The organism is Anabaena sp. AL09, from assembly GCF_001672255.1.
In the GTDB taxonomy this organism is placed as follows: domain Bacteria; phylum Cyanobacteriota; class Cyanobacteriia; order Cyanobacteriales; family Nostocaceae; genus Dolichospermum; species Dolichospermum lemmermannii.
This window is the reverse complement of the sequence record NZ_LJOQ01000083.1, coordinates 44,917-65,839: the sequence shown is the minus strand read 5'-3', so window position 1 is coordinate 65,839 and position 20,923 is coordinate 44,917. Positions and strand designations below refer to the sequence as shown.

Sequence of the window (20,923 nt, the reverse complement as noted above, 5' to 3'; positions counted from 1 at the left end):
AATAATATTTATTCGACAACATTCTCCTTCACTAATCTTTGGTCAGATGCTACTGCCAGAAGTTCTTCCACAATATCCCAAGCTGCTGCACATTCACGAGAAGAATCGCCCTTAGTTGCACAAATTGTTCTCGCTTCTTCCCGTGCAACTTCTATTTCGTCCTCAATAAAGATACGTTTTGGATTTTCAAACAAATCACTTTTTCTGAGGATATCGGTAATTGAGATGATTCCTAACAGCTTACCTTTAATTACGGGAGCGCGACGAATACGGGTATTGGCAAACAAGCGAGCTACATACTCCACACCAAGCTCAGGATTGACGACAATACAAGGCTTAGTCATAATTTCATAAACTCGCACTTGTTTGGAGTCTTTACCGTGAGCAGCAACTTTATAGACAATATCAGTTTCACTGACCATGCCATAGGGGTCATTTTCTGTACGAGGTTCCACAATTAAAGATCGCAAACCTTTATATTTCATCAAATCCACAGCTTCGGCTACGGTTGCTGAACCACGAATTGTAATCACTTCTGTGGTCATTATGTCTTCAGCTTTCATCATCGGTTTATAAATTCCTGTCAATAGTTGGATTGAAATTTGTGGGTAACTTGTGAATTGTAATGAATTTGCAAAAAGCCCGTTTCAGCCTTCTCCAGATTGCTGATTATTCTTATGTAAATGAGTATGCTTGACTGAGCAAAAAACCATGAATTCTTGGATTTAATCTTCGTAAATTCTGGCTTCTAAGGCATCGGGAAATTCTTGACAATACATTTCAAAATAGCTTTTTGGGTTTTCCACAAAGTCACTTTTTCTGAGGATATCGGTAATTGAGATGATTCCTAATAGCTTACCTTTAATTACAGGGGCGCGACGGATGCCTGTATTGGCAAATAAGCGGGCTACATACTCCACACCAAGTTCAGGATTGACGACAATACAAGGCTTGGTCATAATTTCATAAACTCGCACTTGTTTGGAGTCTTTACCATAAGCACCAACTTTATAAACAATATCAGTTTCAGTGATCATGCCGTAGGGGTCATTTTCTGTGCGAGGTTCGACAATTAAAGATCGCAAATGGCGTTCTTTCATCAGTGCTACGGCTTCGGCTACGGTTGCTGAACCACGGATTGTGACAACTTCTGTGGTCATTATGTCTTCAGCTTTGATCATGGTTAAAATCCTGAAAGTAATGGGTATGAGTCTGTGGGACTTTGATTGGGTAAATGTCTAAATATGGAGCAGATGGAAATAGATTCACTTATTTCTAATATTTGCTGCTTAGACACTTCTGGCGAAAGATTAGATGTAGTTAATGGTTGAAAATTACTTGGTATTCCGGGTGCGTAAGCCTCAATGACACTACCATCCAGAGAGCGCATTACCATCAGGTAGTCACAAACTGGACACTCTGTGCGGATAATTTGATTCATCAAAGAATGCTTGTGAGCTAGTTTTCCATCAGTTAAAAACTGACGTTTTGCTTCACTACCGCAATTAGGACATGGAAATATATACGCTCTCTGCATGGAGAAACCCCCTCAAGAAGGTGAAAGTATTTTGTTTAAAGCTGTGGTGAATTTTTCATAGGGAACTACCCCAACAACTATTTCTGATAATTCGCCATGATTGAAAAACATAACTGCGGGAATACTGCGAATACCGTACTTTTTAGCAATGCTTTGATTTTCGCCATCACCAACATCTAATTTGACTACTTTTGCCTGATCTTTGTATTCTTGGGCCAGTTGATCCATTAAAGGAGCAACCATCCTACAAGGTCCGCACCAAGTTGCGGTGCAGTCCATGACAAACAACTCTTTCGCCTCTAAGAGCGATTCAAAGTCTGATTTTTGGATATATTGAACAAGAGTTTCATTCGGACTTTCAGAACTAGCCATAGGTTTCTCCAGTAAAAATTAAAATTGGTAATTATGTGGTTGGGAAATGGGAAATTGTCAAGGATAAGATGGAATGTCCATGAGTTAAGTTGTTTGTTGAGGTAAAGCCAATCTCAGAAGTGCTATAACCCTGATGCCATAGAAATTTCAATCTTTTGATTTTTCTTTTATTTCGCATAAAATACTCAGGACTTTTACTTTATTTTTGTGTCATGCAGATAAAATCTGTTTTCCTGCTTTGATTAATCTTTTTCTAGCATTTAAAGTTTTTTTGTTTCCTATTAAACGAGACTTAGAAAAAGAATCTTGTAAAAACTGAGTTACTATTTCGACTGGGCGATCGCCATTAATCACAGTTAAACAACCTTGTTGGCGATAATGCTGAATTAAGGGAGTAGAATGCTCCTGATAGACTTCTATTCGCCGATAAATAACCTCATGATTATCGTCTAAGCGACCTCGTTGCAGTAACCTTTGTACCAAAACATCAATTGGGACATAAAAGCTAAAAACTTGGTCGTAAGGCCGTTCTGATAATGCAGTGTTGCCTTTAGCCCGGATTTCTAATAGTAATTGATCAAGAAGTTTCACCTGGGATAAATTACTAGGAAATCCATCCAGAATCCAACCCCGTTGGGCAGAGGAATGACTGAAGTGTTGGCGGATGATATCAAGAATGAAATCATCTGGAACTAAATCACCTCTTTCTATATACGGCTTGACTTTTAAGCCGAAAGAAGTTTCTTTAGCGATCGCCTGACGGCATATATCATCCATGGAAATATGCGGAATTTGCCATTGGCTTGACAGTGCTGCCCCCTGGGTACTCTTGCCAGCACCCGGTACTCCCAAGAAAATCAATCGCATTCAAACACCCCCTATTTCCAACCTAAGATGAGATGAAATCAACAACCAATACAATCCCCAAATATAAGATTCCTCTAGGAATAGCCAATATTTGAGATATCATATCTACAGAGGTGATTGAATTCTCAAAACTATGGCAACTGAAAAATCAAAAGACTCTTACCTGTGGGAAAAGCTAGACCAAGCCAGGAAAGCGAAAGCTGCCAGTGGCGGCTATGCCGGCTATGGTTCACCTGCTTTTGGTCAACAGTCAGTTAATGGTGAACTAGTAGAGAATCCATCTGAACAACAGATCATTGAATTAATTCGCCGTCACCACAAGTCAGGAAAATCACTTCCACAAATTGCCGCGTGGCTTAACCAGCAAGGATATACAACCAAGCGAGGCAGTCAGTGGCAACCTGTATCAGTTAAAAGGGTTTTAGACAGGCTGTATGGTAAAATACAAAGAATTTCCGGCATGGACGAAGACTGATGCCCACATTGGCTCTGATTTAGAACCACAACGTAAAAATGTCTTCTTTGCCCTATTTGAATAGACAACTTTAAATTTTATCCTCCGTTTACCTTTTAATCGTTAAACCCTTTATATGTAAACTGTTTCCTCGATTTATCCTTTACATCCCTCATATCATAACTGAAATTTGTAGAAATAATATGTATATGACAAAAAACTTTACAAAACTTCATAAATTAACTTTATCAGCTATTGTCAACCATGCAAATTGATGACCCACTCATTGGCGTTCCCTGCTTAGAAGAGGCGATAGATAGGCATCCACTGGTTGTTGCGCCCCATACTTCCCTAATTAATGTTGTGAATTTAATGAATCAGACGCGAGGTAATAGTTGTTTATTACCTGATTTTGATTCAGCAATTGGCTTTAGTTCCATGGGAGGTACGCGTTCAAGTTGTATTTTAGTCATGGAAGAAACAGAAATATTGGGTATTTTTACAGAGCGAGATATTGTCAAACTTACAGCGGCGGGTAGAGATTTTGCTGATGTGAAAATAGCTGATGTCATGGTGCATCCAGTCATAACCTTGGCGGAAACTGCATTTCGGGATATCTTTGCCGCACTGTTTTTGTTTCGACGATATCGCATTCGCCACTTAGTGATAGTCAATGCAGAGGAACAACTCGTGGGGATTGTCTCCCCAGAAAGTATTAGACAAATTTTGCGCCCCACCAACTTGCTGAAAATGCGGCGGGTGTCAGAAGTAATGACAACTCAGGTAATTCATGCACCACCTACAGCCTCCGTACTCAGTTTGGCGCAGATGATGGCGGAAAATCAAGTTAGTTGCGTGGTGATAGTAAAAAGAGATTCCTGGAACGATGTCTTATCAGCTTTTAAACCAGTAGGAATTGTGACAGAAAGAGACATCGTACAATTTCAAGCATTGGGATTAAATTTGGCTCAAATTCAAGCAAAAACAGTGATGAGTACACCCTTATTTTTGCTAAGTCCAGAAGATTCTCTCTGGTCTGCCCATCAAGAAATGCAGCAGCGACGAGTGCAGCGATTAGTTGTATCCTGGGATTGGGGAGCAAAGTTAGCGATCGTCACTCAAACCAGCTTGTTGCGAATATTTGATCCACTGGAGATGTATGGAGTCATAGAAACATTACAAATAACTGTAGCTCAATTAGAAACCGAAAAAGCTAAATCTTTCCATAACCAAAGTAACTCCACCGAACTACCACTACAGCCAGACTTAAAGCAGATACAGAAACAACATATAGTTGCTGACGAAAACTTAGATAACTTGATTGCTACTGTTGAAAGCCGGATAGAACATTTGATCAAAAACCCTGATTTATCCACAGAATTACAGCAAATGTATTTAAGTTTAGCGACAACGGAGATGCAAAAAATCCGCCATTGTCTTCATAGCTGAAAAAATATATAGGACTAATCAAACCATTTATAGCTGGACTTTAGACTACAAACTTGTTTTATCCAAGTTTATAACTCACATAGCGATTTAAGCTAACTTTTTCCTCTGCGGCTTCTATAGCTAACTTACGATGTAGCTCTGGAGTAATACGAACTTGGAATTTACCACTATAAGTTTTTTCTGCAAGAGGTTCTGGAACTAGCTCTTCATTAGATTCCATATCAGTTACTACATCTTTTACTAAATCTGTAATACCTTTGAGTGTAGCATTCTGATCTTTATGAAGATAAGACAGACTGGGAAATTCAGCACACAATCCCACGAATTCTTGATCTTCTTCCGACCAAGTAACTTTATATGTGTAGTGGGTATAGTTAACCATCTTCCATTTCCTCAATTTTTTCAATTGCGGCTAAAACCTGCTTAACTTGATAAGCCTTTGCTTTTCCTTTTTCTTCTTGAATGTTGACTCGCGGATCTCCAGCCCAAGGTGTTTTGTAGACACAATGACTTGTTCCTTGCTGTCTGGCTTCTCCAAAATAATGATTACAAACTTTCACTAAATCAGCAAAGTTCACATTTTTAGGATTATTCCTGAATTCTGCAAGGAGTTTTTTGATTTGTGCCATAGGCTTGTACAAAGTTGCAGTTAAATAAATAACTTATCATGCTGAGTACCGCGAAGTCTCAGTGAAATTACTACCGACCAATCTCTACGGCTTTTTTTGAATAGTCGCGGAAATTTTTACGGAGTCCTCTTAGAAAGCAACTTGGTAAACTATTGCACTTTAAACTTGAAGAATTAGGATAAGTAAGATGCTTATGATTAGCGTTAAATAAATAATAGTATCAATATTAATACTATGTCAATGGGAGCGTTAAACTAATTTGACGATAAAATCACAAAACCTCTATTCATAACCATTTACCAGATACAGCAGATTTCGCTCTAATGAGGTACAAACTTGAATTATGAAACTCTTGTAGTGCGGGCATACTATGGCTAACGCCACGCTGCGCTATCGACAAGTGTTACAGTGAGCTTGCGATGCCCTGAGCTTGTCGAAAGGTCGAACTGCTCAGTACAAGTCTTGCCCGCTGGATATGTACCTCATCACACCGGAAAGTGCTGTATTATTCAGAATAATCACTACCAGAACCAAACTTCCATTTATCTATTAACCGATGCCAATAATATCGGTTTTCTGGTGATAGATTATTAACTAATGTTTCTAATCTTGGACTTAGAGAGAACAAACTAGTATACACAATTAAATTCACATAATGTAACATCCAATCCAACAAACTCAATAAACCAACTTGGGGAATGATTTTCGCAACTAATAAAGGATGAGATAAACCAGTTTTTAACAAATTTTTTGTTAACGCCCCAAACTGAACAATATCTTGTAAAAAAGGTTTTAAAACAGGTGTTCCTAACTGCTGCATTTGGGCAAATACAGCGGAGAGTAATTGGTTAATTTGATTGGAATCAATTTTCTGATTTACACCTACACTCATCGCTTTTTGAAATAACCAAGTTACAGTTAAACTCGGTTGATAGGGTTGCAATATTGCTAAAGATTTGGCAGATAATTGATCAGTTTTTAATGCTTCTTCAATTCCTAAAGTTAGCCTTTGTAAATGACGTACCATAGCCCCAAAACCACCAAAACTTAAAGGTGATTGATTACCGCTACTATCTCCCACTGGGAGAATCCGATTCCAAGGGGTTTGCAGAGGACTTTGACGATAACTAGGAAAGAAACCAAATAACGCCCTTTGAAAATTTAGGCGATTAATTTCCACACCTTGATATTCTGGTAACAAGCGTAAATATTCATCAAATAAAGTTTCTAAACTTAACCGTTGTGGATCTGCATCCATGTAGGTAAATAAATATGTAGTTCTACCATCTTTAGCTGGAAAAGCTTCCCAAAAATATTGACATTGATTTTCCAAAGCTGTGAAAGATAACAACAAATCTCCTGAGTTATTTTCTGGATATCCTTTAGCACAAGTTCCTACAACTAAACAAAGTGCATCTGGTTTTTTTCCTTGACGTGCTTGTTGGCTAATGGGGGAAAGATTTCCCATAGCATCTAGTAACAATTTTGCAGTAAATTGATTATTGACTATGACTCCATTTGGGTGAACTACTGCATCATTAAATGGTGTATTTTCAAATAACTTTCCTCCAAGCTTAAGAAAGCGGGTTTTTAAGGTTTCGAGGAGATAAATAGGATTGACACCAATGTTAAGAACATCTTCTACCCAAACTTCTGTACCTCCTTGAAAGCTAACTCTTGCGGGGTTATATTCAGTGACGATAGCTTGTGTTAATTCGTCTGCTGTCAACAATTCCAATTCCCGAAATACTTCTAACTCTTTGCGAGAAATATTCCATTCCTGTTCTCTTCCGCGCAAAATTCCCCTTTCTAGTAAGGCTACGCCCACACCACGTACAGCTAAAGCGCAACCAATCAAAATTCCCAAAGTTCCACCGCAAATAATGACATCAAATTCTACAGATTCTAAATTTTTGGGATTTTCTTTAACTACGTTGGGTATGGGTGCGTTACCTTTTCGCAACGATGCTAATATGCTGTCAGTACGACGCAAGCCGCCTAAAACATCGCCTGGGAGTTGGGAAAGAATTTCTTCGGTTAGGGACATAAAATTTAATTCCATCTGTGTATTTGATGATATACTAAATTTATAACTATGTAATAGTTAGTTGATACAATAGCTAACAAATATGAAATCTATATTTTCACCAATATCAAAACAAGTAGAATTACCTCTAAAATTAGTAACTCATCAAAAACAATTCACTTTTATTGATCTTTTTGCTGGTATTGGTGGATTTAGAATTGCTTTAGACAAATTAGGTGGTCAATGTTTAGGCTATTCTGAAATAGACAAACAAGCAATTAAAGTTTATCAGCAAAATTTTATTAGTTACTTTAATAAACATGAAATTGAATTAGGAGATATCACAAAAATTAGTCAACTTCCACATAGTGTTGACATCATTGTTGGTGGTGTTCCCTGTCAACCTTGGTCTGTTGCTGGTTGTTTAAGAGGATTTGAAGACAAGCGAGGAAAATTATGGTTTGATGTAATTCGACTAGTGAATAAAAATCAACCGAAAGGATTCATTTTTGAAAATGTTAGTGGATTAGCAAGTCCTAAAAATCGGGATAATTTGGAACTGATTCTGAGTGAATTGACAAATATAGGATATTGCGTTAAATGGAAAGTTCTTAATGCTTACGATTTTGGTTTACCTCAAAATAGAGATAGAGTTTTTATTGTTGGGATTAGACGGGATATAGAAAGATGTCAGGAGTATAAATTTCCTAAACCTTTGAACATTCACCCAAAAGTTATAGATATTTTGGATGAATTAAAAAATATTAATTTTGTTGAAAAAGTTAAACTAGATGCAAATACTTTATTTAAAGGTGTAATTCCACCATCAAGAACGAGGTTTCAAAAAGATGATGAGTTAAATGATTTTTTCATTTTTTCTGATTTAAGGAATGGACATACAACAATTCACTCTTGGGATATTATCAATACGAGTGATAGAGAAAAAATGATTTGCTTAACACTTCTTAAATATAGAAGAAGTAAAAAATATGGAGATAAAGATGGTAATCCTTTATCTTTTGAAGATTTCCGAGAAATAATCACCGATATAGAGATCAATGAATTAAATAAATTGCTGGAAAAAGGAATATTCCGGTTAACATCTGATCATAAATATGAATTTGTAAATTCTAAAAATATGACAGGTATTAATAATATTTATAGAATTATTTTACCGACTGCTGAAATTTTCCCAACTTTAACTGCTACTGGTTCTAAAGACTATATTGCAACTGTGTCTATTCATGCTAATCATCCACAGGAATATAAAAATCTTTTCTTAGAAAAAATTTATCAACCGCAGAAATATATACCCATTACTGCAAAACACGCTTGTAAATTACAAGGATTTCCTCTGAATTTTGAATACCATAAAAAAGATGAGGTTGCTAAAAAACAGTTTGGTAATGCTGTTCCTGTTCCTGTGGTTGAGTATGTAGCTAAAGAATTACTGAGAGTTCTTGATATCTAACTAATTTAGATAAAAAATATCATAAAATTCCTTTGCAACTACATTAGTTAGGCGATTCTTACGGACTACTGAGTATAAGGCACACAGTCCGCGAACGCCATTGTTTTGATCCCTTTTAAATTAAACATATTAATTTAGTGCTACATACTGTCATTTTCGTGATCCTATCAGCTTCAGATATATTTTGGCAAATGAAACTGATTTCAGAATTTATGCCAATCTAGATATAGAAGTCTCTCAATAACTTAATTTGTAGGAAATACTTATGAACCGTTCCCAGATAGTTGCGATTATTACAGGGGCAATTTCTATACTTCTGGCTATTGCATACTTAATTGTTGTCCAGATTATTGATTACCGGGATATGAAACCAGCACCCATTAGCCAAGTCAGCCCAGTCGTAATCATTGCGGAAACTAATTTCCCTAATTTGCAGCTTGACATAATTTCTAAAGTGTGATCAGGATGGGGTGGAAAATGCCGCCCCTATACTATAGACAAATACAATCCATAGACTCAAAATAATAGTTACCATTTGATAATTAAATTGATTGAAATATAAGAATTCTTTACAAAAAATATCGTGAATTTGTCTAATTAAATAATTCCTTTTTGGCACAGATAAAGGTAAGCTATTTCTAACAATATTAAATAAAGATAAATTTTCATTGTCTGTCATCACTAAGTTGATAGGGATCAACGCTACTTGGTGTGTTTTCTTTAAGTTTTGCTGCAACCTATAGAGGTAATTGAATGGATCAGTATTTAGTAGACACTGTTTGGCTAATTCCGGTTTATGCTTTGATAGGTGGGCTTTTAGCCATACCTTGGTCGCCGGGAATCATTCGCAAAACTGGTCCTCGACCGGCGGGATATGTCAACGTGGTGATGACCTTTATCTCCTTTTTCCATGCCGTCTTTGCTTTCTTTGCTATTTGGAATCATCCAGCTAAAGAAGTATTTATTCCTTGGTTATCAACAGCAGGTTTAAATCTGACAATTAATTTAGAAATTTCTGCTGTCAGCGTCGGGGCAATAATTATTATTACCGGCTTGAACTTGTTAGCGCAGATATACGCTATTGGTTACATGGAAATGGACTGGGGTTGGGGACGCTTCTTTTCTTTATTAGGATTATTTGAAGCTGGTCTTTGTGCTTTGGTTTTGTGTAACGATTTATTTTCCACTTATGTAATTCTGGAAGTCCTCACCTTGGGAACTTACCTATTAGTAGGTTTGTGGTTTAGTCAACCCTTGGTAGTGACTGGGGCGCGTGATGCTTTTTTGACTAAACGGGTGGGAGACTTGTTTTTATTAATGGGTGTCTTGGGACTTTGGACACTTTCAGGAACTTGGAATTATACAGAGTTAACTGCATGGGCAGCCACGGCGAATGTTGACCCCACAATTATCACTTTAGTCTGTTTCGGATTAATTGCTGGGCCAATGGGTAAATGCGCCCAGTTTCCTTTGCACCTATGGTTAGATGAGGCCATGGAGGGACCTGTTCCCAGTACAATTTTGCGGAGTTCGGTGGTAGTGGCCAGTGGGGCATGGGTATTAATTAAATTGCAACCTGTGTTTAGTTTATCACCTGTGGCATCTTCGGCGATAGTGGCGATTGGGGCGGTGACAGCTATTGGTGGGGCGTTAATTGCGATCGCTCAAATTGACATCAAACGCTGTTTATCCTATTGTGTTAGTGTTTACATGGGGTTAGTATTTATTGCAGTAGGCACACAGCAAAACGAAGCCGCATTATTATTAGTTCTCACCCATGCCGTATCCGCTGCATTATTAGTTATGAGTACCGGGGGCATTGTTTGGAATAGTGTTACCCAAGATGTTACCCAATTAGGTGGATTGTGGTCACGTCGTCCCATGTCCGGGATAGCATTTATTATTGGTACATTGGGTTTAATTGGTTTTCCCCCTTTAGGTAGTTTTTGGGCATTATTTAAATTAGCTGATGGTTTATGGGAAACACATCCGACTTTAGTAGGAATAGTAATTTTTGTTAATGCCTTAACTGCATTTAGTTTAACTAGAGAATTTGCTTTAATCTTTGGTGGTAAACCCAAACAAATGAGTGAACGTTCTCCTGAAGCTATTTGGTTAATGGTGTTACCAATGATGATTTTATCTGGCTTTGTTTTACACCTGCCTTTAGTGTTGCAAAGTTTATCATTACTTCCTGACTGGGCAACATTAAATAAAGATGTTGCCCTCCTATTAATTTGGTCAAGTATCTTCGGTTGTAGTATTAGTAGCATCATCTATTTAGGCAACATTCCCAAACCAATTCGTTTACCCTGGCAAGGTTTACAAAATTTATTTGCTTACGATTTTTACACCCCTCAAATTTACAAAGTTACCATTATTTTCGGCGTTGCCCAACTTTCTAAATTTGCCGATATGCTGGACAGATTTGTAATAGATGGTATTGTCAACTCTGTGGGTTTATTCTCTCTATTGGGTGGTGAAGGCTTGAAATATAGTAACAATGGACAAACTCAATTTTATGCCTTAACAGTTCTGTTAGGAGTAGGTTTTTTAGGCGCTTGGGTGACATGGACTTTCTGGGGAATTCAGTTCATGAATTTAATTTTCTAAATATCTATGATTTAGATTGCTGATAATAATTTAAAATAATAATTACCATCTAAATCATATTAGGGATAATCCAGTGATCAAGAAAAACCTTTCTCGCCGAAATTTACTCCAATTAGGTACAGGTGTAATTAGTGCCGGAGTAGCTGTAGGAGTCTCCTCCTATCTAGCTACACCCGAACCAGCAATAGCTCAAAACAACATTACTCCTGACGCAGCACTAAAAGCATTACTTGATGGTAATGATAGATTTGCCAAGCAAAAGCGGCGCTATAAGAATCAAGGTTCTGCCCGCTTACAGGAAGTTGCAAAAGGACAAAAACCCTTTGCTTCTATCCTGGGTTGTGCCGATTCTAGAGTCCCAGCAGAAATAGTTTTTGATCAGGGTTTAGGAGATTTATTTGTTTGTCGAGTTGCGGGTAATCTCGCCACACCTGAAGAAATTGGTAGTCTAGAATATGGCAGTTTAGTATTAGGTTCAAAAGTGATTATGATACTGGGACATGAAAGATGTGGTGCTGTAGATGCTACTGTTAAAGGTGAAGAAGTTCCAGGAAAAATTGGTAGTTTATTAGCGGCAATTAAACCAGCTGTAGAGAAATCCCAAGGACAACCAGGAGATAAATTAGAAAATGCTGTTAAAGCTAACGTTTTGGTGCAAATTGAAACATTGAAATCATCACCAGTTCTAGCTGAATTAATCGCAGCCAACAAACTTAAAATAGTTGGTGGTTATTACGACTTAGATACTGGCAAAGTTAGTTTAGTTAGTTAATTCATCATAAATCAATTGGTAATAGCTAATCTATTACCAATGACCAATTACCAATTAATAAATATGTTGAGTGTTTTAATTTGGCTACCAATTATAGCCGCTATAATCATCGGTTTTTATCCGGCAAAAGACGTTCCTGCGAGTCAGATTCGGTTAGTATCTTTAATCGTCACAGGTTTAGTTTTGCTGTGGAATATTTTCATTTTGTTAAAATTTGATATCAGCAATCCAGGGATGCAGTTTACAGAATATCTACCTTGGAATGAAACATTAGGTTTAAATTATCAATTAGGAGTTGATGGACTATCAATATTAATGTTGGTATTAAATAGCTTCCTCACTTGGATTGCTATTTACAGCAGCAGCAAAGATACAGAACGTCCCCGGTTATTTTATTCCCTGATTTTGTTTGTTAGTGGTGGCGTTGCTGGTGCTTTCTTATCAGAAAATTTGCTTTTGTTCTTCCTATTTTATGAATTGGAATTAATTCCCTTTTATTTACTAATTTCTATTTGGGGAGGAGAAAAACGAGCTTATGCAGGCATGAAATTCCTGATTTATACAGCCATTTCTGGGGCTTTAATTTTAGCCACATTTTTAGGCATGGTATGGTTAACAGGTTCTCATAGTTTTGCCTTTGATGCTGTGGCGACTCAAAACATTTCTGCGGGAATGCAATTAGTATTATTAGCAGGAATAGTTTTAGGTTTTGGCATTAAGATTCCTTTAATTCCTTTCCATACTTGGCTACCAGATGCTTATGTTGAAGCTTCCACACCTATTGCTATTTTGCTAGGGGGAATATTAGCAAAACTGGGAACTTATGGACTATTGCGATTTGGCTTGGGAATGTTTCCCCAAACTTGGCAGATTATCGCCCCAACTTTAGCAATTTGGGGGGCAATTAGCGCGATTTATGGGGCAGTTGTAGCGATCGCCCAAACAGACATCAAACGCATGGTAGCATATAGTTCTATCGGCCACATGGGCTATATTTTACTAGCAGCAGCAGCCGCCACACCCTTAGCATTAGTTGGCGCAGTCGCCCAAATGTTTAGTCATGGAATTATTCTCGCTATTCTCTTCCATTTAGTCGGAGTTATTGAAACCAAAGTTGGGACAAGAGAATTAGATAAACTTAGTGGTTTAATGAGTCCTATTCGCGGTTTACCATTAATTAGTGCCTTACTGGTTTTAAGTGGCATGGCTAGTGCTGGTATTCCCGGTTTAACAGGTTTTATTGCGGAATTTATTTCCTTTCAAGGCAGTTTTTCAACCTTTCCTATTCCCACAATTTTATGTGTAGTAGCATCTGGTTTAACCGCAGTTTATTTTCTTATTCTTCTCAACCGTACCTGTTTTGGCAAACTGCAAAATAACCTAGCCTACTATCCCAGAGTATTATGGAATGAAAAAGTTCCCGCGCTAATTTTGGCATTCTTAATTATCTTTTTGGGAGTACAACCAGTTTGGTTAGTGCGTTGGAGTGAAACCACGACTACCGCTATGGTAGCGGCAGTTCCCACCACCGCAAAAACCGTAATTGCCTTGAAGTAATTATGATCAATATCTCGTTCCCAGTCTCCGACTGGGAATGCTATCACAGAGGCTCTGCCTCTAATTCTAATATTATTGAAGGCAGAGCCTTCTAGAATTCATTCCCACACAGAGTATGGGAACGAGAAATTCCCACACAGAGTATGGGAACGAGAAGAAAACTGTTCCGCAATCAAAAAAATTTTATTAACCAAAACAAAAATATTATGGTACAAACTCCAGCTAAACCAAATACAAAAATCCCACCTTCAAAACATGAATTTGCAGAAATTATTCATCGTTTAGAAGCTGGCGGTTCAATGTTGCCAGATACTCCAGAAAACCTCATGCAAATTATCGGTATTTATAAAGCTTATGCTGTACCAATGGATTTCTATTGGCGAGACTTACTTTATATTGCCGAAAGAGTATTTTTAGATCCTTTGCCAGCTTTTAAATATTTCCTACCCCAAGAATATTTAGACTTACATAATCACTATGCCGGGGATGATGCTGATTTAAGAATTTGGCGAGGTATAGCCACTGCACACCCAGAACTTTTGGCATTTATGGAAAAGGGTGAAACTACGAAAATGCCGAAGATTTTCCATCATTTATTCCATGATAGAATCAATATGGAATTTGCGGAAGCCTGTATGCAAGCTATGTTATGGCATCGCAAAATGTATGCACCTGTTAATCAATTTGATGCCTATTTAGATTCCGAAGAATATAAAGCTAATGCTGATAAAGCCATTAAAGCTTATTTTCGGAAAAACCCCCTCATGTCGGGACTTTATAAACTGTTTCCTGATATGTTTTTGGAACAGTGCCGGATGATGTCCTATTATTCTAATTTAGGACTTTTTTGGGAAGTCATGGCACCTGTATTTTTTGAAATGTCAGATATTTATGATGAAGGTGGTTTTAAAGGTGTACCTGATGCCATGAATTTTCTCATAAATGGTATATTTGCTATTGCAGGTCGTCCCATTTATCATCATGTTTATATTGATGGTGAATGTTATGAAATCATCCCCAAATCTAAAGGTTTTACTTGGCTATATGAAGCCGCATTACCCTATGTAGAAGCTGTTTTTTATCGCACAGCACCATTTAGAGGGACAAAGTCTTATAATGCTCAAGCAGGACAAGTTCCAGAAGATCAAAAAGACTTCCATTATGGGATTCTTTACGCTGATGTTTTTCCTGTGGGTACAGCGGGTATTCCTCCTACATTATTAATGCAAGATATGTTGCACTTTTTGCCTCAATATCTTGTTGATTATTACCAAGAATATTGTCGAGGAGAAGAGGATATTTTGATTCAATTGGGGATTACTTTTCAACGTTCGATGTATAATGTCACATCGGCGGTAATTCAAGCTTTAAGAACTGCCCTTTTATATCCTTTAGATGATGAAAATCCTCAGCATTTACAAGCAAATCGGGAATTTTTTGAAATGCAGCTAAATCGCTTTACTCGCACTGATTATGGTATGCGTGATGCAGCGAGATTACGGGATATTCAAAGACAGGATTATAGATAAATTACCCTCACTACCCGCTTTTTCTCTTAATATATTTGATGATCAAGAAAGAGGCGGGTAGAGGCTTGTTAATATCTAATGTTGATGTTCTTGCCCGTGATTTTTGCAACCACCCTGACCATGATGGTGGTCGTGATTATGTCCATGAGTGCAGCCTTGGAGGTTCTGCTGCATGAGGTGTTCACTCATTTGTTTTAAAGACTCATCTGCGGCTTTTAAGCCTATCCATGCGTCAATTTTCTCAACATCAAAGCCTACTTCTCTTTTATCCCCTACTTGGATCAAGGGACGACGGATTAATAAGGGATTTTTCAGCATCATGACCAAGGCATTTTCAGCGGTGATGTTTTCGGGATTCACCTCTCCTGATTTTACACTAGGCGCAGCTTTATTGAACCATTCTATGACAGGGCGATCGCCAAAAAATGACCGCAATTTTTCCACTGTCCAAGGTTCTGTTAATAGGTTATATGCTACTACTTCATGACCTGCTGCTGTTAGCAAAACTTTTTGCTTTGTACCACCTTTACAGCCTGGTTTTTCATAGAAAATTACTCTGGCCATTGCTGTTTCTCCTATAAGGTTATAGTTGGATGTTTGGATAGGAAATAATTAACCGCAGATGAACGCAGATAAACGCAGATGGAAGATGATTATTTTGATTGATAGCTAACACTTAGATCCCCGACTTCTAAGATTAATTATTCATTTATTGAGAATATCTAAAAAGAAGTCGGCGATCTTATTTTCTATAATATTTATCAGCATAATCTGTTATTTCTGTTTTTGCCACTATCTTTAAAATTTTTTAGCACTGTGATTAGTTACGTCAAATTCAAATCTCTGTTTTGGGTTTGTTTCTCCATAAATATTAAATGTTACTGTTGGTTCTTTACCAATGGCTTGAACTTGATGTATTGTCTCAGGTGTAAAACTGATAAGATCACCAGGGGATAAATTTACTTCGCCTGTTTTTTCAATTTTATCAGGAAATTCTGGATGAGAACTCCGTCGCCAAAAGGTGTTTTTTTCCTGACCTTTTAAAATTGCGACTACTCCCCATGTTCCATGATTATGAATATTAGAAGTTGTTCCTGGTGCAAATGTTACTGTTTGTACAGTTAGGGGAAATCCTAATTCATCATATAATAGTAGAACCGAGATTCCCGTTTTTAGATCAGGTTGTAAAGATTGACTTTGTACCCAATAGGAATTAATAATTAATCGTCTTACCAACATTCTAATTTCTGGTAGTCGTGTTGATTCATCTTCAACATTTTTGAGGATATCTTCGACTTCAGTTAAAAAGCGATACAGACGATAATTATCACGCAATAAATCCCATGATCTTGCTGACTTACAAACTTGATATTGTCCATTTTCAGCAACAAATAAATCCTGACCTTGCATAAATTTTAAAATATTGACTGTGGAGAATTAGGTAAAAAAATCAGAGGAGGAGAGGTTTGAGGCATTTTAGTTATAGGAGTTATTGGAGATGTAGGCATTCCCGGTAGAATCACAGTATTCTGGTTAGAAGATGAGGATATTAGCTGGGAATTTGAGTTGAAAGATAACCAATTATTCATGATTCGTAATTTGCTGATTGCTTGTGGTTGTCATTTGTAGGGGTTTTTCCCTATTTCCAGATTTAATCATCTACTTCTGGTGGACGAGTTAAAATATCGAGAAGAATACCAGCACCAAAATCATTTTTGTCATCAATACCTTTTATTCTGATACTGATTTCCTTTGCTTTTTCTATGTTTCCTAGTTTAGCTAATACCAAACCAGAAGCAGCATAAGCAGTTAAGTACAATCTGATTTGAGATTCTTCGTGACGTTTAACTAGGATAGGTTTAAGTTCTTGCCAATTATCAGGTAGACTTTCCGCTTTTTTTATTTTAGCGGTTATTTTCTCTGCTGTTGTCAGTGCTAAGACATAATTATTTTTGTAGTAAAAATATCTATAAGCTGCAACTAAAACATCTGTGTTATCTCCTGTTTTAGCTAACGCTTGCTGCATATATTTTGTAGATTCTTCTGTATTTTCCCAAGTCTGTGCAGCTAATATTAATAATTCTTTGACATCATCTGCTACATCAAACCATGAAAAGCTATTTGTATCAATTTGCATAATAGGTAATTAATCCCATTTGTTCTGGAATATTGGGGATTTCCCATATTTACTATTTAACAGTTAAAATTATATTTAGTTAGATAAATTTAATTATTTTATCACTTTGGTAAAATGAGAGAGAATAACGTCACTTTCTAGTACAGAAAGAGATTCCATACAACAAATTGCAGGAGTTGCTATATTAAGTATTGCTGTTGCTTCCGGATCTTGGGGATAGACTAACTTCTCAGTTTTTTTTATTGATTTTTGGCAAAATCAATAAAAAAATTAGTTTCTATATAAAGCGTAATCATTAAATTTTCTAACCTTTATTGTGCTGCATCAGCAATTTTATCTACAAAGCCTATCTGAGTTAGTTCTTCTGATTTTGGTGGATTATCTGTTTTCCAATTATCAGCCAAATCTCTCAACCATCCTTCAACTAATGTTTCCAGATAGTATTCAAAAATCCTCTTCTTATGACTAAATTCTGGATCATATTCAGACAAAACTTCATGAGTTGGGAAGGTGTAGACATTTTCTAACTTTTCACCATCCCATTGAAAAATCTTAATTTCTTCACGGGTAGCTGTCATAGCATAAGGAATTATAACTTTATTATGTTCATACTCAAATTTGAGAATATCTTCAACTTTGGCAGTAATATCTTCTACAATATTTCTAGCTCTAACTTTTGATACTAAAAGTTTATTTCCGTTTTTATCCCAAGCTGTAATGTCAATTCTCCCAAGCTACAAGATACTTCAACGTTTTCCCGAAAATTTTATTGTACAAGAAGTAATCTGGAGCAATTTTTTTATATGTCCGAGCAGCCGCAGGTGCTGGAACTGAGTTCATGGTATACACAGTAAATTTTTCAGCCAATATACTACTTGCATCTATTCCTTCTTCAAGCCTCCGATCAGTTATATTCTTTCTTGTACTCTCATCAAGATGAAATATCTCACCTTCTTTTGAGAGAATGAAAGCAGATTCGTTGTAAAGTTCACTTAAGAATGCAGCTAAATCACCACTAGTAGTTGCTACTTCTGTCCAAGTAGTTAGTGATTCATTAGAAAAATTAAGTAGTGAAATTGCTTTGTCTGTAATTACATCTTTGGAAACAGTAATTACCATAGTTTGAGATTTTATTTTTCTTTTCTGTAACATAAGCAACACTCTCATCTGGTAAAAATATTTGCTTTATATAGCTTATCAAAGCAGATTGACATTAACCTTATGCGTTTCTGATTTTTGATAAAATCTAAAAAACAGCAAACTCCGTATATTTCCTAATCTCAGGCGCTTTAAACCCTAAAATGATATGTGATTTTGGTATTCCCCCAGCAACTAAATCATTAGCAATTCCTTCCTCAGTGCCATCATGTTGAATCCAAACCTTACCATCAATTAAATCAAGATGTAATAAAGTTCCATATATCCGATAACCATTTTTCCAACCTGTTTCTACTAATAAATAACGATCATTTTTTTCATCTAACACCAATTCAACTTTAACTTGTTCATCATTGCCAAGAAAATCAGCATATTCTTCAAGAATTTTTTTAATGATTTGACGATATTGATTAGTTAAGGAATCCATTTGACAATTACCTCCTGTTCAGCATCAAAACTAAATAAACGAATTACACCATCTTCAATTAAAGTTTGACCAGCTTCTTCTTCAAAAACTGTTTTACAAGTGCTTTCACTCACAGCCAGAAATAACTTATATTCAGGATAATAACGTGCTAATAAATGATCATATAACACAAATTGACCAACAGCGTCTTCCAGGTCTTTCATATCCGAAGGACGAGTAAAACTTTTCACCTCAACAGCTATTTTTTCTGTTTCTCGTTCTGCTGCTAATAATCTTTCAGCACCTAAATCAACAAATAGATTTTTACCTCTTGCTAAACGAATTCGTAAAGGGTCATGGATAATTTTCCAACCATCTTTGATAAGTGCATTTTTTACAGTATTGTGATAGATGTCTTTAGCTGGCATAGTATTTATTTTATCAACATAATTTAACAAAGTAATCTCAACTCTATCAAGTAATACAATTATATCATAATTCATGCTGAGGCAAGCTTTTCTATAACCAGTATCAAACAATTGTTATTGCTTTAACAGAAACTTTACGAAAAATGCAGGAAATTGATAGAATTATTCCAGGTTTTCCAATAATCTAAGTAGATGAGGTTGACGCAAGGAAACCCAACATTTTCCAAACTTTGTTGGGTTGCGCTACCGCTTAAACCAACCTACAATTTTATTAACTAAATCGTATTGGAGTAAATAGCGTAAATATTAATTCCCTATCTACATTGCAAACCCAAAATATCCCCCATTTACCCCTATCTCCTGACGGTGCAAAAATAATATTAGGAAACAATATCACACCAGAACAAATAGCAATACCTATTGCACCTACCCCCACAACAATGTTTGGACCCCGTGCAGCTTGTTTATTGCCACCAACGGGACCATTATGGGTAGCAGATACAGGACATCATCGTTTATTAGGGTGGCGAAATTTACCCACAAAAGATCATCAACCTGCTGACTGGATAATAGGACAACCTGACTTTTTTCATGAAGGACAAAACGCTAAAAGAACACCAGGAAAATCTACATTTAGTGTCCCTACAGGTATTTGCAAATGTGGTCATGGTTTAGCCGTTGCAGACGCTTGGAATCATCGCATTTTAATCTGGTATAATATCCCTAGAGATAGTCATATTCCCGCAGATTTAGTATTAGGACAATCTAACTTTATTGATAATTTACATAACAGAGGAAATCAACAACCTGCGGCAAATACTTTACATTGGCCTTATGGTATTTTCTATCATCAAGGTAAGTTATTTGTAGCTGATACTGGCAATCGTCGCTTATTAATTTGGAATCAATTACCCACAGAAAATGGACAACCTGCGGATATAGTTTTGGGACAACCAGATATGATATCACGCAATGAAAATGGGGGTGGTTCTCCCACTGCTGCTAGTATGCGTTGGTGTCATGATATCACCCTTTGGGAAGATAATTTAGTTGTCACAGATGCAGGTAATAACCGAGTAATGATTTGGGAAGGAATTCCCACAGCAAATAATGCCCCTTGTGCGGTGGTTTTAGGACAAAAGAACTTCAATTTTGTGGAATTGAATCAAGGTGTTTATTTCCCTAGTGCCAGTAGTTTAAGTATGCCTTATGGGGTAGATATTGCGGGGGATTGGTTAATAGTTGCTGATACAGCTAATTCCCGTTTGCTAGGATGGAAAAAACGAGCATCTATTTTATTATTGCAGGGTGCTAATGCTGATGGTGTGATGGGACAAGATAACTTTACAAATAAAAGCGAAAATCGGAATTTTGGACTACCAACACGACAAAGTTTAAATTGGTGTTATGGAATTAAGGTTTGTGGTGAGAATGCGGTAGTTGCTGATTCTGGGAATAATCGCGTTTTGATTTGGAAGTTTTAATTATTTCGCGCAAAGATACAAAGGAGCAAAGACG

The 20,923-nt window shown here is 36.7% G+C and carries 24 protein-coding genes; 9 read left to right on the top strand and 15 right to left on the bottom strand.

All coding sequences use genetic code 11. The annotated features are described in order from the left end of the window. Positions 1-8: 8 nt before the first annotated feature. The 5 genes from AN490_RS16340 to AN490_RS16320 form a co-directional block, all read right to left on the bottom strand. Positions 9-566, bottom strand: a complete 558-nt coding sequence (locus tag AN490_RS16340; RefSeq protein WP_148761982.1) for a CBS domain-containing protein — start codon at positions 564-566, stop codon at positions 9-11. Positions 567-725: 159 nt separating this feature from the next. Continuing rightward, a complete protein-coding gene (locus AN490_RS16335; RefSeq protein ID WP_300005477.1) occupies positions 726-1,181 on the bottom strand; it encodes a CBS domain-containing protein in 456 nt (151 codons plus the stop codon). Positions 1,182-1,183: 2 nt separating this feature from the next. Beyond that, the gene (locus AN490_RS22945; RefSeq protein WP_366925050.1) at positions 1,184-1,537 is read right to left on the bottom strand and encodes a hypothetical protein; all 354 of its coding nucleotides are present in this window, start codon (positions 1,535-1,537) and stop codon (positions 1,184-1,186) included. A gap of 12 nt (positions 1,538-1,549) precedes the next feature. Further along, positions 1,550-1,909 carry a thioredoxin domain-containing protein gene (locus tag AN490_RS16325; protein ID WP_300005475.1) on the bottom strand — a complete coding sequence of 120 codons (360 nt, stop codon included), beginning with the start codon at positions 1,907-1,909 and terminating at the stop codon, positions 1,550-1,552. A gap of 210 nt (positions 1,910-2,119) precedes the next feature. After that, positions 2,120-2,776, bottom strand: coding sequence for a nucleoside monophosphate kinase (locus tag AN490_RS16320; protein WP_300005473.1), 657 nt, complete (start codon positions 2,774-2,776; stop codon positions 2,120-2,122). A 133-nt stretch (positions 2,777-2,909) separates the two neighbouring features. Between AN490_RS16320 and AN490_RS16315 the strand changes: the two genes are divergently transcribed. Together AN490_RS16315 and AN490_RS16310 are read left to right on the top strand one after the other, a co-directional pair. Continuing rightward, entirely contained in the window at positions 2,910-3,251 is a 342-nt protein-coding gene (locus tag AN490_RS16315; RefSeq protein ID WP_015079420.1) for a recombinase family protein, read from the top strand. A gap of 243 nt (positions 3,252-3,494) precedes the next feature. Further along, entirely contained in the window at positions 3,495-4,679 is a 1,185-nt protein-coding gene (locus AN490_RS16310; protein WP_300005469.1) for a CBS domain-containing protein, read from the top strand. A 58-nt stretch (positions 4,680-4,737) separates the two neighbouring features. Here the strand turns inward: AN490_RS16310 and AN490_RS16305 are convergent, their stop codons facing one another. The 3 genes from AN490_RS16305 to AN490_RS16295 form a co-directional block, all read right to left on the bottom strand. Continuing rightward, entirely contained in the window at positions 4,738-5,061 is a 324-nt protein-coding gene (locus AN490_RS16305) for a type II toxin-antitoxin system HicB family antitoxin (RefSeq protein ID WP_213798590.1), read from the bottom strand. Next, positions 5,054-5,308, bottom strand: a complete 255-nt coding sequence (locus AN490_RS16300) for a toxin HicA (RefSeq protein WP_213798591.1) — start codon at positions 5,306-5,308, stop codon at positions 5,054-5,056. Before AN490_RS16300 ends, AN490_RS16305 begins: the two co-directional genes overlap by 8 nt. A 505-nt stretch (positions 5,309-5,813) precedes the next feature. Further along, on the bottom strand, positions 5,814-7,355 hold the full coding sequence (locus AN490_RS16295; protein WP_300005464.1) for an FAD-binding oxidoreductase: 1,542 nt from the start codon (positions 7,353-7,355) through the stop codon (positions 5,814-5,816). 82 nt (positions 7,356-7,437) lie between these two features. Here AN490_RS16295 and AN490_RS16290 point away from each other — a divergent pair, with 82 nt between their 5' ends. The 6 genes from AN490_RS16290 to AN490_RS16265 all read left to right on the top strand — a co-directional run bounded on the left by AN490_RS16290 (position 7,438) and on the right by AN490_RS16265 (position 15,276). Then, positions 7,438-8,805, top strand: coding sequence for a DNA cytosine methyltransferase (locus AN490_RS16290; RefSeq protein WP_300005462.1), 1,368 nt, complete (start codon positions 7,438-7,440; stop codon positions 8,803-8,805). A 265-nt stretch (positions 8,806-9,070) separates the two neighbouring features. After that, on the top strand, positions 9,071-9,265 hold the full coding sequence (locus tag AN490_RS16285; RefSeq protein WP_300005460.1) for a hypothetical protein: 195 nt from the start codon (positions 9,071-9,073) through the stop codon (positions 9,263-9,265). Between the two features lie 293 nt (positions 9,266-9,558). Continuing rightward, a complete protein-coding gene (locus AN490_RS16280) occupies positions 9,559-11,418 on the top strand; it encodes an NAD(P)H-quinone oxidoreductase subunit F (protein WP_300005458.1) in 1,860 nt (619 codons plus the stop codon). Positions 11,419-11,494: 76 nt separating this feature from the next. Then, complete coding sequence (locus tag AN490_RS16275; protein WP_300005528.1) at positions 11,495-12,190, top strand: carbonic anhydrase; 696 nt, start codon at positions 11,495-11,497, stop codon at positions 12,188-12,190. Positions 12,191-12,253: 63 nt separating this feature from the next. Further along, on the top strand, positions 12,254-13,747 hold the full coding sequence (locus tag AN490_RS16270) for an NADH-quinone oxidoreductase subunit M (RefSeq protein WP_300005456.1): 1,494 nt from the start codon (positions 12,254-12,256) through the stop codon (positions 13,745-13,747). Positions 13,748-13,953: 206 nt separating this feature from the next. Beyond that, positions 13,954-15,276 carry a CO2 hydration protein gene (locus tag AN490_RS16265; RefSeq protein ID WP_300005454.1) on the top strand — a complete coding sequence of 441 codons (1,323 nt, stop codon included), beginning with the start codon at positions 13,954-13,956 and terminating at the stop codon, positions 15,274-15,276. A 75-nt stretch (positions 15,277-15,351) separates the two neighbouring features. On the opposite strand, the gene AN490_RS16260 is transcribed toward AN490_RS16265, so the two are convergent. The 7 genes from AN490_RS16260 to AN490_RS16230 all read right to left on the bottom strand — a co-directional run bounded on the left by AN490_RS16260 (position 15,352) and on the right by AN490_RS16230 (position 19,405). Next, on the bottom strand, positions 15,352-15,840 hold the full coding sequence (locus AN490_RS16260; RefSeq protein WP_300005452.1) for an ArsC/Spx/MgsR family protein: 489 nt from the start codon (positions 15,838-15,840) through the stop codon (positions 15,352-15,354). Between the two features lie 234 nt (positions 15,841-16,074). Then, positions 16,075-16,686: a cupin gene (locus AN490_RS16255; RefSeq protein ID WP_300005450.1), complete on the bottom strand. Its 612-nt coding sequence runs from the start codon at positions 16,684-16,686 to the stop codon at positions 16,075-16,077. 241 nt (positions 16,687-16,927) lie between these two features. Then, on the bottom strand, positions 16,928-17,413 hold the full coding sequence (locus AN490_RS16250; protein ID WP_015079410.1) for a hypothetical protein: 486 nt from the start codon (positions 17,411-17,413) through the stop codon (positions 16,928-16,930). A gap of 311 nt (positions 17,414-17,724) precedes the next feature. Further along, on the bottom strand, positions 17,725-17,991 hold the full coding sequence (locus tag AN490_RS16245) for a hypothetical protein (RefSeq protein ID WP_300005448.1): 267 nt from the start codon (positions 17,989-17,991) through the stop codon (positions 17,725-17,727). A 142-nt stretch (positions 17,992-18,133) separates the two neighbouring features. Then, the gene (locus tag AN490_RS16240; RefSeq protein WP_300005446.1) at positions 18,134-18,565 is read right to left on the bottom strand and encodes a hypothetical protein; all 432 of its coding nucleotides are present in this window, start codon (positions 18,563-18,565) and stop codon (positions 18,134-18,136) included. Positions 18,566-18,659: 94 nt separating this feature from the next. Continuing rightward, positions 18,660-18,998: a XisI protein gene (locus AN490_RS16235; protein WP_300005444.1), complete on the bottom strand. Its 339-nt coding sequence runs from the start codon at positions 18,996-18,998 to the stop codon at positions 18,660-18,662. Continuing rightward, positions 18,986-19,405 carry a XisH family protein gene (locus AN490_RS16230; RefSeq protein ID WP_041458292.1) on the bottom strand — a complete coding sequence of 140 codons (420 nt, stop codon included), beginning with the start codon at positions 19,403-19,405 and terminating at the stop codon, positions 18,986-18,988. Before AN490_RS16230 ends, AN490_RS16235 begins: the two co-directional genes overlap by 13 nt. Before the next feature lie 323 nt (positions 19,406-19,728). Here AN490_RS16230 and AN490_RS16225 point away from each other — a divergent pair, with 323 nt between their 5' ends. Beyond that, positions 19,729-20,889 (top strand): hypothetical protein, encoded by a 1,161-nt coding sequence (locus AN490_RS16225; protein WP_300005440.1) that lies wholly within the window; start codon positions 19,729-19,731, stop codon positions 20,887-20,889. Positions 20,890-20,923: the final 34 nt, after the last annotated feature.

Excerpts from the sequence above, each read along its gene's own strand:
- AN490_RS16245 (WP_300005448.1), bottom strand. The coding sequence starts at position 17,991 with ATGACAGCTACCCGTGAAGAAATTAAGATTTTTCAATGGGATGGTGAA.
- AN490_RS16320 (WP_300005473.1), bottom strand. The coding sequence starts at position 2,776 with ATGCGATTGATTTTCTTGGGAGTACCGGGTGCTGGCAAGAGTACCCAG.
- AN490_RS16305 (WP_213798590.1), bottom strand. The coding sequence starts at position 5,061 with ATGGTTAACTATACCCACTACACATATAAAGTTACTTGGTCGGAAGAA.
- AN490_RS16250 (WP_015079410.1), bottom strand. The coding sequence starts at position 17,413 with ATGCAAATTGATACAAATAGCTTTTCATGGTTTGATGTAGCAGATGAT.
- AN490_RS16290 (WP_300005462.1), top strand. The coding sequence starts at position 7,438 with ATGAAATCTATATTTTCACCAATATCAAAACAAGTAGAATTACCTCTA.
- AN490_RS16295 (WP_300005464.1), bottom strand. The coding sequence starts at position 7,355 with ATGTCCCTAACCGAAGAAATTCTTTCCCAACTCCCAGGCGATGTTTTA.
- AN490_RS16240 (WP_300005446.1), bottom strand. The coding sequence starts at position 18,565 with ATGTTACAGAAAAGAAAAATAAAATCTCAAACTATGGTAATTACTGTT.
- AN490_RS22945 (WP_366925050.1), bottom strand. The coding sequence starts at position 1,537 with ATGCAGAGAGCGTATATATTTCCATGTCCTAATTGCGGTAGTGAAGCA.
- AN490_RS16265 (WP_300005454.1), top strand. The coding sequence starts at position 13,954 with ATGGTACAAACTCCAGCTAAACCAAATACAAAAATCCCACCTTCAAAA.
- AN490_RS16235 (WP_300005444.1), bottom strand. The coding sequence starts at position 18,998 with ATGGATTCCTTAACTAATCAATATCGTCAAATCATTAAAAAAATTCTT.
- AN490_RS16340 (WP_148761982.1), bottom strand. The coding sequence starts at position 566 with ATGATGAAAGCTGAAGACATAATGACCACAGAAGTGATTACAATTCGT.
- AN490_RS16280 (WP_300005458.1), top strand. The coding sequence starts at position 9,559 with ATGGATCAGTATTTAGTAGACACTGTTTGGCTAATTCCGGTTTATGCT.
- AN490_RS16260 (WP_300005452.1), bottom strand. The coding sequence starts at position 15,840 with ATGGCCAGAGTAATTTTCTATGAAAAACCAGGCTGTAAAGGTGGTACA.
- AN490_RS16325 (WP_300005475.1), bottom strand. The coding sequence starts at position 1,909 with ATGGCTAGTTCTGAAAGTCCGAATGAAACTCTTGTTCAATATATCCAA.
- AN490_RS16310 (WP_300005469.1), top strand. The coding sequence starts at position 3,495 with ATGCAAATTGATGACCCACTCATTGGCGTTCCCTGCTTAGAAGAGGCG.
- AN490_RS16315 (WP_015079420.1), top strand. The coding sequence starts at position 2,910 with ATGGCAACTGAAAAATCAAAAGACTCTTACCTGTGGGAAAAGCTAGAC.
- AN490_RS16285 (WP_300005460.1), top strand. The coding sequence starts at position 9,071 with ATGAACCGTTCCCAGATAGTTGCGATTATTACAGGGGCAATTTCTATA.
- AN490_RS16230 (WP_041458292.1), bottom strand. The coding sequence starts at position 19,405 with ATGCCAGCTAAAGACATCTATCACAATACTGTAAAAAATGCACTTATC.
- AN490_RS16335 (WP_300005477.1), bottom strand. The coding sequence starts at position 1,181 with ATGATCAAAGCTGAAGACATAATGACCACAGAAGTTGTCACAATCCGT.
- AN490_RS16300 (WP_213798591.1), bottom strand. The coding sequence starts at position 5,308 with ATGGCACAAATCAAAAAACTCCTTGCAGAATTCAGGAATAATCCTAAA.
- AN490_RS16255 (WP_300005450.1), bottom strand. The coding sequence starts at position 16,686 with ATGCAAGGTCAGGATTTATTTGTTGCTGAAAATGGACAATATCAAGTT.
- AN490_RS16270 (WP_300005456.1), top strand. The coding sequence starts at position 12,254 with ATGTTGAGTGTTTTAATTTGGCTACCAATTATAGCCGCTATAATCATC.